The organism is Sphingopyxis sp. JAI108, assembly GCF_013410105.1.
GTDB classification, from domain to species: Bacteria; Pseudomonadota; Alphaproteobacteria; order Sphingomonadales; family Sphingomonadaceae; genus Sphingopyxis; species Sphingopyxis chilensis.
In genome coordinates this window covers 580,001-594,462 of sequence record NZ_JACCCJ010000002.1, presented here as the reverse complement: position 1 = coordinate 594,462, position 14,462 = coordinate 580,001, and the positions used below count along the sequence as shown (strand labels likewise).

Annotated in this window: 10 protein-coding genes, 1 tRNA gene and 2 rRNA genes (1 of these 13 cut by a window edge); 4 read left to right on the top strand and 9 right to left on the bottom strand. The window is 63.1% G+C overall.

Features of this window, described 5'->3' with window-relative positions; genetic code table 11:
• Positions 1 to 169: 169 nt before the first annotated feature.
• The gene (locus tag HDC29_RS13765) at positions 170 to 823 is read left to right on the top strand and encodes a YqaA family protein (protein WP_179498942.1); all 654 of its coding nucleotides are present in this window, start codon (positions 170 to 172) and stop codon (positions 821 to 823) included.
• Positions 824 to 930: 107 nt separating this feature from the next.
• Here the strand turns inward: HDC29_RS13765 and HDC29_RS13760 are convergent, their stop codons facing one another.
• From HDC29_RS13760 to HDC29_RS13750, 3 genes are all read right to left on the bottom strand, one after another.
• Positions 931 to 1,488 (bottom strand): VOC family protein, encoded by a 558-nt coding sequence (locus tag HDC29_RS13760; protein ID WP_179498419.1) that lies wholly within the window; start codon positions 1,486 to 1,488, stop codon positions 931 to 933.
• Positions 1,485 to 2,573 (bottom strand): 4-hydroxyphenylpyruvate dioxygenase, encoded by a 1,089-nt coding sequence (gene hppD / locus HDC29_RS13755; RefSeq protein ID WP_179498418.1) that lies wholly within the window; start codon positions 2,571 to 2,573, stop codon positions 1,485 to 1,487. Before hppD ends, HDC29_RS13760 begins: the two co-directional genes overlap by 4 nt.
• 172 nt (positions 2,574 to 2,745) lie before the next feature.
• Positions 2,746 to 4,620 carry an ABC-F family ATP-binding cassette domain-containing protein gene (locus HDC29_RS13750; RefSeq protein ID WP_179498417.1) on the bottom strand — a complete coding sequence of 625 codons (1,875 nt, stop codon included), beginning with the start codon at positions 4,618 to 4,620 and terminating at the stop codon, positions 2,746 to 2,748.
• A 79-nt stretch (positions 4,621 to 4,699) separates the two neighbouring features.
• On the opposite strand from HDC29_RS13750, the gene HDC29_RS13745 reads away from it, so the two are divergent.
• Complete coding sequence (locus tag HDC29_RS13745; protein ID WP_179498416.1) at positions 4,700 to 5,122, top strand: VOC family protein; 423 nt, start codon at positions 4,700 to 4,702, stop codon at positions 5,120 to 5,122.
• 3 nt (positions 5,123 to 5,125) lie between these two features.
• On the opposite strand, the gene HDC29_RS13740 is transcribed toward HDC29_RS13745, so the two are convergent.
• Genes HDC29_RS13740 through HDC29_RS13730 form a run of 3 tightly spaced genes read right to left on the bottom strand, consistent with a single transcriptional unit; the run spans position 5,126 to position 9,267 of the window.
• A complete protein-coding gene (locus tag HDC29_RS13740) occupies positions 5,126 to 6,682 on the bottom strand; it encodes a DHA2 family efflux MFS transporter permease subunit (RefSeq protein ID WP_179498415.1) in 1,557 nt (518 codons plus the stop codon).
• Positions 6,683 to 6,685: 3 nt separating this feature from the next.
• Positions 6,686 to 7,840, bottom strand: coding sequence for an HlyD family efflux transporter periplasmic adaptor subunit (locus HDC29_RS13735; protein WP_179498414.1), 1,155 nt, complete (start codon positions 7,838 to 7,840; stop codon positions 6,686 to 6,688).
• Positions 7,840 to 9,267 (bottom strand): efflux transporter outer membrane subunit, encoded by a 1,428-nt coding sequence (locus HDC29_RS13730; protein WP_179498413.1) that lies wholly within the window; start codon positions 9,265 to 9,267, stop codon positions 7,840 to 7,842. The genes HDC29_RS13735 and HDC29_RS13730 overlap by 1 nt, the downstream gene beginning before the upstream one ends.
• Before the next feature lie 53 nt (positions 9,268 to 9,320).
• On the opposite strand from HDC29_RS13730, the gene HDC29_RS13725 reads away from it, so the two are divergent.
• Both HDC29_RS13725 and HDC29_RS13720 read left to right on the top strand, forming a co-directional pair.
• The gene (locus tag HDC29_RS13725; RefSeq protein WP_257018280.1) at positions 9,321 to 9,965 is read left to right on the top strand and encodes a TetR/AcrR family transcriptional regulator; all 645 of its coding nucleotides are present in this window, start codon (positions 9,321 to 9,323) and stop codon (positions 9,963 to 9,965) included.
• A gap of 84 nt (positions 9,966 to 10,049) precedes the next feature.
• Positions 10,050 to 11,342: an Hsp70 family protein gene (locus HDC29_RS13720; RefSeq protein WP_179498411.1), complete on the top strand. Its 1,293-nt coding sequence runs from the start codon at positions 10,050 to 10,052 to the stop codon at positions 11,340 to 11,342.
• Positions 11,343 to 11,428: 86 nt separating this feature from the next.
• Here HDC29_RS13720 and HDC29_RS13715 read toward each other — a convergent pair.
• From HDC29_RS13715 to HDC29_RS13705, 3 genes are all read right to left on the bottom strand, one after another.
• Positions 11,429 to 11,505: transfer RNA gene (locus HDC29_RS13715), tRNA-Met, on the bottom strand.
• A 108-nt stretch (positions 11,506 to 11,613) separates the two neighbouring features.
• Positions 11,614 to 11,728 (bottom strand): 5S ribosomal RNA (rrf, locus tag HDC29_RS13710).
• A 116-nt stretch (positions 11,729 to 11,844) separates the two neighbouring features.
• Positions 11,845 to 14,462: ribosomal RNA gene (locus HDC29_RS13705) — 23S ribosomal RNA — on the bottom strand (it continues 173 nt past the right edge of the window).

The following is a 14,462-nucleotide window of genomic DNA, read 5'->3' as shown; positions in this document are numbered from 1 at the left end:
AGTCCCTTGCCCCCATCGATGGTGGGCGCCGCGCCGGAACCGCTCGCGGACGGTTCCGGCGTTTTGGTCTCAGCACGCAGGCTCGGCTCGACTTCCGCCGAGGCGCGCTGCATAGGAGGCCACCACCACCGCAAGGACCAGCATGACCGCCACACCGCGTAACAAGTCCATGATCCAGAATCTCTACAACTGGACCATGGAGAAATCCGCGCACCCCCACGCCGAATATTGGCTGGCGCTGGTCTCCTTCGTCGAAGCGAGCTTCTTTCCGATTCCGCCGCACCCGATGCTCGGCCTGATGTGCCTTGCCGATCCGAAGAAGGCAGTGCGCTATGCCGCGATTTGCACGCTCGCGTCGGTCGCGGGCGGCATGCTCGGCTATCTGATCGGATTCTTCCTCTATGAAAGCGTGGGCCTCGCGTTGCTCGGCGCGCTCGGGCTGACCGATGCCTTCCCGCCCGCCGCCTGCTATCTGCGTGAATATGGGGCGGAGATCATCCTGATCAAAGGCGCGACGCCGATCCCGTTCAAGCTGCTCACGATCACCGCCGGCTTCATCCACATGAGTTTCTGGACCTTCCTGTGGGCGAGCCTAGCCAGCCGAGCCTTTTCCTTCATGCTCGTCGGCATATTGTTCCGCTTGTTCGGGGCGCCGATCAAGGCGTTCATCGACAAATATCTGATCTGGGTCACCGGCGCGTTTTTAGTCGCGGTGGTCGCGGGCTTCCTCGCGATCGGCGCGCTGTCGGGCGGCGGAGAGACCAAGGAAGCCGACAAGTGCAGCGGCGCGACGCTTGAGAGCATCGGGCTGGATCGGACGTAAGTTCCGTCATTGCGAGCGAAGCGAAGCAATCTCCAGCTATCGGCTTGGTGCAAGGTCGATGGCTGGAGATTGCTTCGTCGCTACGCTCCTCGCAATGACGTTTAATCCTACTCGTTCGCCGCCGTATGCAGCCAGTCGGCGTGGCGCGGCGCCTTTTTGGTCTGGCTCCACTCTTCCAGCATCAGCGGCGCGACGCGCTTCAGTTCGGCATATTGCTCGGCGGTGCCGATGTCGCACGCCAGCTCGACGCGGTGGCCGTTGGGGTCGAAGAAATAGATCGACTTGAAGATGCCGTGGTGCGTCGGCCCGAGCACTTCGACGCCTTCGCTTTCCAGATGCGCCTTCGCCGCCACGAGTTCGTCATAGCTGCCGACCTTGAACGCGAGATGCTGGACCCACGCGGGCGTGTTCTCGTCGCGCCCCATGACGGGCTGGTTCGGCAGTTCGAAGAAAGCGAGGATGTTGCCGTTCCCCGCCTCGAGGAAGACGTGCATGTAAGGGTCATATTCGCCGGTCGACGGCACATGATCCTCGGCAAAGGCGGTGGTGTAGGTCATGCCGAGCATACGCTCGTACCAGTCGACCGTCTCCTTCGCATCCTTGCAGCGATAGGCGGCGTGGTGGACGCCGCCCAATTTGATCGGGCTTTTGATCGGGCTGGTCATTCGGCGGGCTCCTCGACGGTCAGGGCGCCTCGGCGAATCTGGTCCATTTCCATCGATTTGAACAGCGCGGTGAAATTGCCCTCGCCGAAACCTTCATCCTTCTTGCGCTGGATGAATTCGAAGAAGACCGGACCGATGACGGTCTGGCCGAAAATCTGGAGCAGCAGGCGCGGGTCGCCCTCGGTCGTCGAGCCGTCGAGCAATATGCCGCGCGACCGGAGGCCCTCGACCGGCTCGCCATGGCCCGGAAGCCGCTCTTCGAGCATCTCGTAATAGGTCGCCGGGGGTGCGGGCGCGAAGGGATTGCCGAGCGCCTTGAGCTTGTCCCACGCGGCGTAAAGATCGTCGCAGCTGAACGCGATATGCTGGATGCCCTCGCCATTATAGGCGCGCAGATATTCCTCGATCTGGCCCTTGCCGCCCGCGCCTTCCTCGTTGAGCGGGATGCGGATCTTGCCGTCGGGGGCCGTCATCGCCTTTGACGTCAGGCCGGTATATTCGCCCTTGATGTCGAAATAGCGGATCTCGCGGAAACCCGCGATGCGTTCGTAGAAGGCCGCCCAATGCGCCATGCGGCCGCCGTAGACATTGTGCGTGAGGTGATCGATCAGCTGCATGCCGGCGCCGACGGGGTGGCGATCGACGCCGTCTTCGTAAACGAAGTCGATGTCGTAGATGCTGAGATCGTCGCCGTAGCGGTCGATCAGATAGATGATCGAGCCGCCGATGCCGCGGATCGCGGGCAGGCGCAGTTCCATCGGGCCGGGGTTGACTTCGACCGGCTCGGCGCCGCGTTCGATCGCTTCGGCATAGGCTTTGGCGGCGTCGCGAACGCGCCAGCCCATGCCGCACGCCGACGGTCCATGCTCGGCGGCGAAATAGGCGGCGGGCGACTTGGGTTCGTAATTGGCAATCAGGTTGATGCCGCCCTGACGCCACAACTGGACGTCCTTCGAGCGGTGATGCGCGATCTGGGTGAAGCCCATCGCTTGGAACACGGGTTCGAGAATGCCCTTTTCGGGCGCCGAAAATTCGACGAACTCAAAGCCGTCGAGGCCCAGCGGATTATCGAAAAGGTCGGCCATGTCGCATTCCCATCTGGTTTCAATTGAAACTATTATGATGGAATGGGGCGCGCGAGTCAATGCGGGTGAGCCCCCAACAACTTCGCCATGCCGGACTTGATCCGGCATCCATGACAGCTTCGATGTTTGGACCCCGGATCAAGTCCGGGGTGACGATATCGGGGCGGATGATCTAGGCAGGCGCGCTCTCGAACGCCTCCAGCGCTTCGCTCGCCGCGACCCAGCGCGCTTCGGCGGCTTCCTGTGCGGCGACGATCTTGCCGCGCCGCTGCGACAGCTCGCTCATCGTCAGGCCCTTATATTCGCTCGCGGCGCCCTGCGGATCGAACATCGCGCGGTCGATCGCCGAGAGCACGACTTCATATTTGGCGAGGTCGGCCTCGGCATCCGAGACGTCCCGCTTGATCTTCGCTGCCGCCTCGCGCGCCGCTGCGGCCGCCTTGCGGTCTTCCTTCTTGTCGGCCTTTGACACGCGGTCCTTTTGCGGTCCCTTCCCCAAGATCATGTCGACATAATCGTCCATGCTGCCGTCATATTCGCGCGCAGTGCCATCATCGACGAGCACGAGCCGGTCCGCGGTGAGTTCGAGCATGTGGCGGTCGTGGCTGACGAGCACCACCGCACCCTCGAAGCCGTTGAGCGCCTGCACCAGCGCTTCGCGCGCATCGACGTCCAAATGGTTGGTCGGTTCGTCGAGGATGAGCAAGTGCGGCGCATCGCGCGTGATGAGCGCGAGCGCGAGCCGCGCGCGTTCGCCGCCCGACAGTTTTGCGACCTGCGTGGTTGCCTTGTTGCCCGAAAAACCGAAGCGGCCGAGCTGCGCGCGCACGGCGCCCTGCGTCTTGCCCTCCATCACGCGCGTCATATGCGCGAGCGGGGTGTCGCTGCCGTCGAGTTCCTCGACCTGATATTGGGTGAAATAGCCGACGCGCATCTTGCCCGACGCCGCCATCGCGCCCGCCATCGGGCTGAGCTGCGCCGCGAGCAGGCGCGCCAGCGTCGTCTTGCCATTGCCGTTGCGCCCAAGCAGCGCGATCCGGTCGTCGGGATCGATCCGCAGATTGAGCCGCTGGAGCACCGGTCGGTCGGCATAACCCACGCTGGCAAGGTCGAGCGTGATCAGCGGCGGCTTCAATTCGTCGGGGCTCGGGAAATCGAACGCGAGCGTCTGATCCTCGGCGAGCGCGGCGATCGGCTGCATCCGCGCGAGCATCTTGGCGCGCGACTGTGCCTGCTTTGCGGTCGAGGCGCGGGCGCTGTTGCGCGCGACATAATCCTGGAGCTTCGCGCGCTGCGCATCTTGCGACGCCTTGGCCGCGGCGAGCTGTGCGGCGCGTTCGGCGCGCTGACGTTCGAACGCGTCATAGCCGCCAGCATAGAGCATGACCTTGCCACCCTCGAGGTGGAGGATATTGTCGACGACATTGTTGAGCAGGTCGCGCTCGTGGCTGATCACGACAAGCTGCCCCGGATAGGCGCGCAGGAAGTTTTCGAGCCACAAGGTCGCTTCGAGGTCGAGGTGGTTCGAGGGTTCGTCGAGCAGCAGCAAATCGGGTTCGGAGAAGAGCAGCGCCGCGAGCGCGACGCGCATCTTCCACCCGCCCGAGAAACTGTCGAGCGGCTGGCCCCGCATCTCCTCGTCGAAGCCGAGGCCGATCAGGATGCGCGCGGCGCGCGCGGGCGCGGTATAGGCGTCGATCGCGATCAGCCGTTCGTGGATATCGCCGAGCTTGTCGGGATCCTGTTCGGTCTCGGATGCCATGAGCAGCTGCGCGCGCTCTGTATCGGCGGCGAGCACGGTATCGAACGGCGTCGCGGTGCCGTTCGGCGCTTCCTGCGCGATATAGCCGACGCGCGTCTTGCGCGGCATGTCGATGCTGCCCTCGTCGGGCTCGAGCTGGCCGATCATCACTTTCATCAGCGTCGATTTGCCTGCCCCATTGCGTCCGATCAGCCCGACGCGGCTTTTCGCCGGCAGGCTCGCGGTGGCGCGTTCGAGGATGGCGCGCCCACCAAGGCGTACAGTGATTCCGTTGATCGTCAGCATGGCGCGCGCCTAGCATGTTGCGGCGCACAACCCAAGTCCCGGGCTGGCTTTCCATGCGCGGCTGCGGCAAATGGGCGGGATGGCCAACCTCGCCCCCTTTCATATCGCCTTTCCTGTCGACGACCTCGATGCCGCGCGCCATTTCTATGGCACGGTCCTCGGCTGCCCCGAAGGACGCAGCGATGCCGACTGGATCGACTTCAACCTTTACGGCCACCAGATCGTCGCGCACCACGTCGATACGCCGCCCGCCAGCGCCGCGCACAATCCGGTCGACGGTCATGCCGTACCGGTGCCGCATTTCGGCGTCGTGCTGCCGCCCGCCGAATGGCAGACGCTCGCCGAGCGGCTGAAGGCGCACAATGTCGAATTCGTGATCGAACCGCACACACGTTTTGCCGGCCAGCCGGGCGAGCAGTCGACGATGTTCTTTCACGACCCGGCGGGCAATGCGCTTGAGTTCAAGGCCTTTGCCGATCTGGGGCAGCTCTTCGCCAGATAGCGGCTAGTGCGACGCGCCCATCGACACCTGTTTGGGCCGGGGCGCGATCCAGACGGCGGCGGCCGCGATGACGAAGACGACTGCTGCCGCAAGGAAGATGTGGAGCACCGCGAGCGTCGAGGCCTGCACCTCGACCAGCCGGTCGAGAAGCGCGCGTGCCTGTTCGAGCGTCAGCCCCGCGCGTTCGAGCGTCGCCATGAAGCCACCCGAATCGTTGAGCGACGACACGAGTTCGGATCGCGAGGTGCGGCTGGCGTCGTCCCATGCGGTCGTCGCGACCGCGGTGCCGATCGCGCCGCTCAGCGTGCGTAAAAAGCTCATGAGTCCCGCGGCCGAGGTCTGGTCCTTGGCCGGGACCGAGCTCAGAACTAGCGCGGTCAGCCCGACGAAGAAGAAGGGCATGCCCATGCCCTGAAGGACGTGCGGCAAGGCAAGCGTCCAATAGTCGACGTCGGCGTTCCAGCTGGCGCGCAGGATCGACATCGCCGCCATCCACAGAATGCCGGCGCTGACCGTCAGCCGGACGTCGATCTTGCCGAGCGTTCCCGCCGCGACCGGCGACAGCAACACCGCGAAACAGCCAAGCCATGCGACGACATAGCCCGTCTCGGTAGCGGTATATCCCGCGACCTGCTGCAACCAGAGCGGCGTCAGCACGACTTGCGCGAAGAAAGCGCCGAAACCAAGCGAGAGCGCGATGGTCCCGAAGGTGAAGCCGCGGAACCGGAAGATGCGCAGGTTGACGATCGGGTTGGCGTCGGTGAGTTCCCAGATGACGAAAGCGGCGAAGCTGATCGCCGAGACGACCGCAAGCATCACGATCCACGCCGATCCGAACCAGTCATGTTCGCGCCCGGTGTCGAGCATGATCTGGAAGGCGCCCACCGACACGACGAGCAGGATCAGGCCGACGGTATCGATGCGCGCCTTTTCCCGCTTCGTCTCGAACGGCGTCAGCAGGGTGAACACGCCGAAGGCACAGATCGCGACGACGGGCAGGTTGATGAAGAAGATCCACGGCCAGGTCCAATTGTCGCTGATCGTGCCGCCAAGGATCGGCCCGAGGATCGGCGCGGTGGTTGTCGTCATCGCCCAGATGGCGAGCCCGATGCCTGCCTTTTCCTTCGGAAAAATCTTGAGCAGCAAGATCTGCGACAGCGGCATCAGCGGCCCGCCCGCTAGCCCCTGAAGCACGCGGAAAAGGATGAGCGCGTCGAGCGTGCGCGACACGCCGCAGAGGAAGGAGAAGATACCGAAGCCGATGATCGAGATCATGAACCAGCGCACCGTGCCGAAGCGCATCGCGAGCCAGCCGGTGAGCGGCACGCTGATCGCGTCGGCAACCGCATAGCTGGTGATCACCCATGTGCCCTGCGTCGGCGACACCGCGAGCCCCCCGGCGATATGCGGAACGGAGACATTGGCGATAGTGGTGTCGAGCACGACGACGAAATTGGCGAGCGCGAGCGCGAAGGCCGCGACAATCAGACGCACGCCGGTCAGCGGTTGCGGTTCTGCCGGGACGCTGGCGGATAAGGGCGGGGCTGCGGCGCTGGCCATGACTCAGTTTCCGCGCGTGTCGACCGTGGCTTCCATCGACAAGCCGACGCGCAGCGGATGTTCCTTGAGCTGCTTCGGGTCGAGCGCGATGCGCACCGGCAGGCGCTGCACCACCTTGACCCAATTGCCCGTCGCATTTTGCGCGGGGATCAGCGAGAAGGCTGCGCCGGTGCCGCCGGCGATGCCGACGACCTTGCCGCGATAGACGACGTCGCCGCCATAATAGTCCGACACCAGCTCGACCGGCTGCCCGAGGCGAATGTCCCCGAACTGGCTTTCCTTGAAATTGGCGTCGACATAGGCGGTCGCGATGGGGACTATCACCATGATCGGCGCACCCGCGGCGATCCGCTGGCCGACCTGCACCTGCCGGTTGGTGACGATGCCGTCGACCGGCGCGCGCAGCACTGTGCGCGCAAGGTCGAGCCGCGCCTTTTCGAGCCGCGCCTCCGCGGCGGCGACATCGGGGGCGGTGTCGATCGTCGTCCCGCGCACCACGGCCTCGGCGGCGCCGAGATCGCCGCTCGCCGAGCCGCGCGTCGCTTCGGCCGAGGCGATGCCGGCCGCCGCAAGGTCGCGCGCTGCTGTCGCCGAAGCCAAAGCCGCGCGCGCGGCAGTCAGCTCTTCGCTCGAGACCGCGCCGGTGCCCGCGATGCTTTCGCGCCGCGCCAGTTCGGCGCGCGCGCGCTCGACCGTCGCATTGGCGTCGCGCAGTCGCGCCTTAGCCTGCGCGATATCGGCGCCGCGCGCGGCTACACGCGCCCGCGCCGCATCGGCGTTCGCATCGGCCTGTCCGTAACGTTGCCGCGCGAGGCGCAGCGCCGCTTCGGCATCGGCGACCGCGATGCGCTGGTCGGCATCGTCGAGGATGACGAGGATGTCCCCCTTCTTCACCGCCTGAGTGCCACTGACCCGCACTTCTTTGACCGGCCCTGACACGAGCGCGGTCACCTGTGCCGAATCAGCGCCGACATAGGCGTTATCGGTATGGACGCGCCCCGCCTGGGTCAGGAAATACCAAGCCCCCCAAAGGATCGCGACCGCCACGACGACGGTCGCGAGGATGCGGAGAAGCTTCTTGCGCCGGGCGCCGTTGGTTTCGGCGTCTGGAATGGTTTCGGGAGCGCCGGTTTCGGTCGCAGCCGTTTCGTCGGCCATCATTCGTCTCCTGTTGGGGTTGGCGCGCTATATCCGCCGCCAAGTGCACGGATCAGGGCGATATCGAGAGAAAGCTGCCGTGCCTCAAGGTCGGCGACCGCGCGATCGAGCGCGACCAGGCTGTCCTCGGCGGTGAGCTGGACGATCTGGGTCGAGAGGCCGGCGCGATAGCGCAGCCCGGCGAGCTTCGACGCTTCGGCGGCAGCGGCCAGCGCCTCGCGTCGCCCGGTGAGTTGACGCATGGTCGCGGCGCGGCTGGCGACGATATCGGCGACATCGCGCAGAGCGTCGATCAGCGTGCGGTCATAGGTCGCGACCGCCGCGTCATATTCGGCACGCGACCCGCGATAGCGGCCAGCGAGCCGCCCGCCCTCGAAGACCGGCAGGCTGATCGCGGCGCCGCCATTGCCATATTCGGACCCCGACTTGAACAGGTTCGAGAGGCCGAGCGACTGGAGCCCGACGAGCGCCGACAGGCTGATATTGGGATAGAAATCGGCGCGCGCGACGTCGATGCGCTTGGCGGCGGCTTCGGACCGCAGCCGCGCCGCGACGATATCGGGACGCCGCCCGATCAGGTCGATCCCGGCGTCGCCTGGCAGGCCGAGCGCCGGGCGCGCCATCTGGGGGCGCGCGATCGAAAGGCCGCGATCGGGGCCCGCGCCGAGCAGCGCGGCGATCCGATTGCGCGTCGTCGCGATGGCTTCCTCGAGCGCGACGACGTCCGCCCGTGCAGACGCGGCGCGACTTTCGGCCTGCCGCTGGCTCGCCTGATTTTCGATGCCGGCGCGCGCGCGCGCGCCTGACAGGTCGGCGCTCGCCGTGCGGACGCGAACCGCCTCGTTCGCGACGTCGAGCGCATGATAATAGCCGTCGAGATCGGCATAGGCGGCGGCGATGCCGGTGGTAAGCATCAAGCGTGCCTGCGCCTCGTCGACGCGGGCGGCCTCCGCCTCCGACGTCGCTGCGGCGAGCGCCGCGCGGTTCTTGCCCCATAGGTCGAGATCGAAACCGAACGTCGCGGCGATATGGCCGGTGTCCTGAATGCCATCGGGAACGAATTCGGGCGGGATGCCCATATTCTTGCTCTGCTGAACGCCGCCCGCGCTCGCCTCGGCACCAACGCGCGGCAGCAGCGCCGCTCCTGCTTGTTGCGCCATGGCATCGGCCGCGCGCACACGCGCGGCGGCGATGGCGACGTCGGGCGAACCCTTCATCCCCTCGGTGATCAGCGTATCGAGCTGCGTATCGCCAAAGCTCCGCCACCAGCCTTCGACTGGCCATTCGCCATTGGCGTCGGCGAAACTGGCCGCCGACTCGAACGACGCAGCGGTCGCAGGGGCAGGCTTCGGACCAAGGTCGGGAACGCTCGCGCAACCCGCCAACAGGCCGAAAACCGCGGTTGTGAGAAATAATGATCGGGGCATGGCTTCCAACGATACTAGCTGGTATCATGCGCCAATGAACTTCGGAGGATGCGTTGTCAATCGAAATGATACCAGACAGTACGGCGGCGCCCGACGCCGCTGCAACGATCCGGCGCAAGGCGTTCGTCGATGCGGCGCGCGAGCTGTTCTTCGCGAATGGCTATGCGGGAACAACGATGTCGTCGATCGCGAGTAAGGTTGGCGGATCGAAGACAACGCTGTGGACCTATTTCCCGTCGAAGGAGGAGCTGTTCGAAGCCGTGGTCGACGATATCGTGGAGCAATATGGCCAGGCGCTGGCGATTGAGTTGCCGCTCGACGAGCCTGTCCCCGACGTGCTGGGGCGTTTCGGAAACCTGCTCATGACCAAGCTCACCGCAACGCCGATCCTGTCGCTCTTTCGGCTCGTCGTCGGCGAGGCCGAGCGCTTCCCGCATCTCGCCGAAACCTTCTACGAGCGCGGGCCGCGCCGCGGAAAGGCGCGCGCGGCCGACTGGATCGGGGAGAAAATGGCGCGCGGTGAACTAAGGGCTGGCGATCCGATGCGCGCGGTGCAGCAATTCACCGGACTGTGCCAGTCGGGCCTCTATCAGTTCGCGATGCTCAATCTTCCCGAAAGCCGCGATCTTGCTCGCCTGCAGGACGATGTCGATGCCGCGGTCGACGCTTTCTATCGCGCGTGGCGGCCCGACGCCTAGCCGCCTGTCCCGAGCTTGCCCGATAGGTTGTCCTGTGCAATAGGCGCCGCCCCGCGAGGGATCCCATCGCCACAGGAGCATGTCATGAACAAGGCGGCCGCGAGCGCGCTCGGCCTCGATTTCGGCACGACGAATAGCGTCGTGGCACTTGCCGACGGCCGAGGCGGCACTAGGCTCGTCGAGTTTGGCGACGCGGGCGATGCGGTGTTCCGTTCGGCGCTCTGCTTCTGGGAAGAGGAGCGCGGCTGGAACGGCATCGCGCACGAGGCGGGTCCGTGGGCGATCGACGAATATCTGCAATCGCCGCTCGACAGCCGCTTCATCCAGTCTTTCAAGAGCGTCGCTGCGAGCCCGCTGTTCGAGCGCACGATGATCTGGGGCAAGCCGCTCCGTTTCGAGGATCTTGGCCGCCTCTTCCTCCAGCGCCTTGTCGCCCATGCGGGCGGCGCGCTCGACGAACGACCACGCCGCATCATCGTCGGGCGCCCGGTCGAATATGCCGGCGCGCGGCCCGATCCCGAACTCGCGCGCCAGCGCTACGATGCGATGCTCGCGGCGTTCGGCACCGAAATCTATTATGTCCACGAACCGCTCGGCGCCGCGCACAGCTATGCCTCGCGCCTGACCGAACCCGCGACGATCCTCGTCGCCGACTTCGGCGGCGGCACCACCGACTTTTCGATCGTCCGCGTCGCCGAGCCCGGACGCGCCCGCCGCTGCGTGCCGCTCGCCTCGTCGGGGATCGGCATCGCGGGCGATCGCTTCGATTACCGCATCGTCAACCGGCTGGTGCTGCCGCTGCTCGGCAAGGGCAGCCACTATCGCTCGTTCGACAAGATCCTCGAGATTCCGGGCGGCTATTTCGCCGATTTCGGTGACTGGTCGCGGCTCGCGATGATGCGCAACCGCCGCACACTCGACGAGCTCCGGCGCCTGCAACGCGACGCCGAACGCCCCGAACTGATCGGCCGGATGATCGCGCTGATCGAGCATGAGCAGGGATTTCCGCTCTACGACGCTGTCGGTAAGCTGAAGCGCGCGCTGTCGGGCAGCAACGAGGCGCCATTCCATTTTTCCGGCGGCGGAATCGAGATCGGCGCCGATGTCCGGCGCGCCGATTTCGAGCGCTGGATCGCCGACGACCTCAAGCGCATCGAGGCGGCGATGGATCAGGCACTCGCCCGCGCGGGCATCGCGCCCGAGGCGATCGACCGCGTCTTCCTGACCGGAGGATCGTCGCTGATCCCGGCTATCAGCGCTTTGTTCGAGCGCCGTTTCGGCGAAGAGCGTATCGCGACGGGCGGCGAGTTGACCTCGATCGCCCACGGGCTCGCGCTGATCGGTGAGGAATCCGATCCCGCCGAATGGGCGGCTTGAGCCTGGAATAGCCGCAACGCCCGGAAAGTCACCCGCGCTTCAGACGCAAAAAAGCCCGCGCCCCAATGGGATCGCGGGCTTTTTGTTGGTTGCGGGAGTAGGATTTGAACCTACGACCTTCAGGTTATGAGCCTGACGAGCTACCGGGCTGCTCCATCCCGCGTCAACCAGCTTGCGATCCGTTCGGATCCGCAAAAACAGCAAAAGGCCGGCATCGCTGCCGGCCTCTAACTTTGTGAATGGGTTTTTTCGACCTTACGCCGGCCACAATGCCTGGCGACGTCCTACTCTTCCGGGGCTTAAGCCACAGTACCATCGGCGCTGTCAGGTTTCACGTCCGAGTTCGAGATGGGATCGGGTGGGTCACTGACGCCATGGTCACCAAGCAATGAAGCCGGCGTAGGTCAAAAAAGGGTTCAATCGATGCCCGTGCAATACTATCTGATCAATCATCCACTTATCATGGACAAACCGGTCAGGCTTGTCGTTGATGGCGGGACTCTTAAGTGCGAATAGAGCAATTAGTATCGGTTAGCTCCACGCGTTACCGCGCTTCTACATCCGATCTATCAACGTGGTGGTCTTCCACGGCTCTAAGAAATCTTATCTTGAGGGAGGCTTCCCGCTTAGATGCTTTCAGCGGTTATCCCGTCCATACATAGCTACCCTGCTGCGCGGCTGGCGCCACGACAGGTACACCAGAGGTATGTTCAACCCGGTCCTCTCGTACTAGGGTCAACTCCTCTCAAATTTCGACGCCCACGGCAGATAGGGACCAAACTGTCTCACGACGTTCTGAACCCAGCTCACGTACCACTTTAATTGGCGAACAGCCAAACCCTTGGGACCTGCTCCAGCCCCAGGATGTGATGAGCCGACATCGAGGTGCCAAACGATTCCGTCGATATGAGCTCTTGGGAATCATCAGCCTGTTATCCCCGGCGTACCTTTTATCCGTTGAGCGATGGCCCTTCCACTCGGGACCACCGGATCACTATGACCGACTTTCGTCTCTGCTCGACTCGTCAGTCTCGCAGTCAGGCAGGCTTATGCCATTGCACTCTAACAGACGGTTTCCAACCGTCCTGAGCCTACCATCGCGCGCCTCCGTTACTCTTTAGGAGGCGACCGCCCCAGTCAAACTACCCGCCACAGAGGGTCCCTGATCCAGTTTCATGGATCGAGGTTAGACATCAGAAAACAACAGGGTGGTATTTCACCTATGGCTCCACACCGGCTGGCGCCAGTGCTTCAAAGCCTCCCACCTATGCTACACAGTTCTTTCCTAATGCCACTCTGAAGCTGCAGTAAAGGTGCACGGGGTCTTTCCGTCTAACCGCGGGTACTCCGCATCTTCACGGAGAATTCAATTTCGCTGAGCATCTCCTGGAGACAGTGGGGAAGTCGTTACGCCATTCGTGCAGGTCGGAACTTACCCGACAAGGAATTTCGCTACCTTAGGACCGTTATAGTTACGGCCGCCGTTTACCTGGGCTTCATTTCGGAGCTTGCACCCCTCCACTTAACCTTCAGGCACCGGGCAGGCGTCAGGCCCTATACGTCGTCTTGAAGCCGACTTAGCAGAGCCCTGTGTTTTTGCTAAACAGTCGCTACCCCCTGGCCTGTGCCCCCCACAACTGGTTGCCCAGATGTGGGGCCTCCTTCTTCCGAAGGTACGGAGGCAATTTGCCGAGTTCCTTCAGGAGACTTCTCTCAAGCGCCTTGGTATACTCTACCATCCCACCTGTGTCGGTTTAGGGTACGGTCTATAATGGAGGGGCTATTTCCTGGAACCTCTTCAAAGCCTGACCAATCCAATAAGGTCAGACAATTTACGAGATCCGTCACACACCTCCAGGCCCACGAATATTAACGTGGTTCCCATCGACTACCCCCTTCGGGCTCGTCTTAGGGGCCGGCTTACCCTGCTCAGATTAGCTTTAAGCAGGAACCCTTGGGATTTCGGCGAGAGGGCATCTCACCCTCTTTATCGCTACTCATGTCAGCATTCGCACTTCCGATACCTCCACGACCCATTACCAGATCGCTTCATCAGCCTACGGAACGCTCCGCTACCGCGTGTATTGCTACACACCCTAAGCTTCGGTGCACGTCTTGAGCCCCGTTACATTTTCGCCGCAGGAACCCTTAATTAGACCAGTGAGCTGTTACGCTTTCTTTAAAGGATGGCTGCTTCTAAGCCAACCTCCTGGTTGTTTTGGGATTCCCACATGCTTTCCCACTTAGACGTGACTTGGGGACCTTAGCTGTAGGTCAGGGCTGTTTCCCTTTTGACGACGGACCTTAGCACCCGCCGTCTGTCTGCCGGATATTACTCATGGGTATTCGGAGTTTGGTTAGAATTGGTAGATCTCGCGACCCCCGCATCCATCCAGTGCTCTACCCCCCATGGTATTCATCCGACGCTCTACCTCAATAGATTTCGCGGAGAACCAGCTATTTCCCGGTTTGATTGGCCTTTCACCCCTAAACACAACTCATCCGACAATTTTTCAACATTGAACGGTTCGGTCCTCCAGTGCGTGTTACCGCACCTTCAACCTGGTCATGCCTAGATCACCGGGTTTCGGGTCTAATGCAACAAACTCATTCGCCCTATTCAGACTCGCTTTCGCTGCGCCTACACCTAACGGCTTAAGCTTGCTTGTTACACTAAGTCACTGACCCATTATGCAAGAGGTACGCAGTCAGGCCTCAAGGGCCCTCCTACTGCTTGTAGGCGTTCGGTTTCAGGTACTGTTTCACTCCCCTCATCGGGGTGCTTTTCACCTTTCCCTCACGGTACTAGTTCACTATCGGTCATACAGGAGTACTTAGGCTTAGAGGGTGGTCCCCCTACGTTCAGACAGGGTTTCACGTGCCCCGCCCTACTCAAATCCTTCAACATCAGTTTCGCATACGGGACTGTCACCCGCTATGGTCACACTTTCCAGAGTGTTCTGCTACTTGAATTGAAGGCATTGGCCTGGTCCCGGTTCGCTCGCCACTACTACGGGAGTCTCTGTTGATGTCCTTTCCTCCGGGTACTGAGATGTTTCAGTTCCCCGGGTTCGCTTCACCAAAGCTATGTATTCACTTCGGTGATACCCTTCCCATTTA

Coding starts and splice junctions, on each gene's coding strand:
- HDC29_RS13765 (WP_179498942.1), top strand. CDS start 170: ATGATCCAGAATCTCTACAACTGGACCATGGAGAAATCCGCGCACCCC.
- HDC29_RS13760 (WP_179498419.1), bottom strand. CDS start 1,488: ATGACCAGCCCGATCAAAAGCCCGATCAAATTGGGCGGCGTCCACCAC.
- hppD (WP_179498418.1), bottom strand. CDS start 2,573: ATGGCCGACCTTTTCGATAATCCGCTGGGCCTCGACGGCTTTGAGTTC.
- HDC29_RS13750 (WP_179498417.1), bottom strand. CDS start 4,620: ATGCTGACGATCAACGGAATCACTGTACGCCTTGGTGGGCGCGCCATC.
- HDC29_RS13745 (WP_179498416.1), top strand. CDS start 4,700: ATGGCCAACCTCGCCCCCTTTCATATCGCCTTTCCTGTCGACGACCTC.
- HDC29_RS13740 (WP_179498415.1), bottom strand. CDS start 6,682: ATGGCCAGCGCCGCAGCCCCGCCCTTATCCGCCAGCGTCCCGGCAGAA.
- HDC29_RS13735 (WP_179498414.1), bottom strand. CDS start 7,840: ATGGCCGACGAAACGGCTGCGACCGAAACCGGCGCTCCCGAAACCATT.
- HDC29_RS13730 (WP_179498413.1), bottom strand. CDS start 9,267: ATGCCCCGATCATTATTTCTCACAACCGCGGTTTTCGGCCTGTTGGCG.
- HDC29_RS13720 (WP_179498411.1), top strand. CDS start 10,050: ATGAACAAGGCGGCCGCGAGCGCGCTCGGCCTCGATTTCGGCACGACG.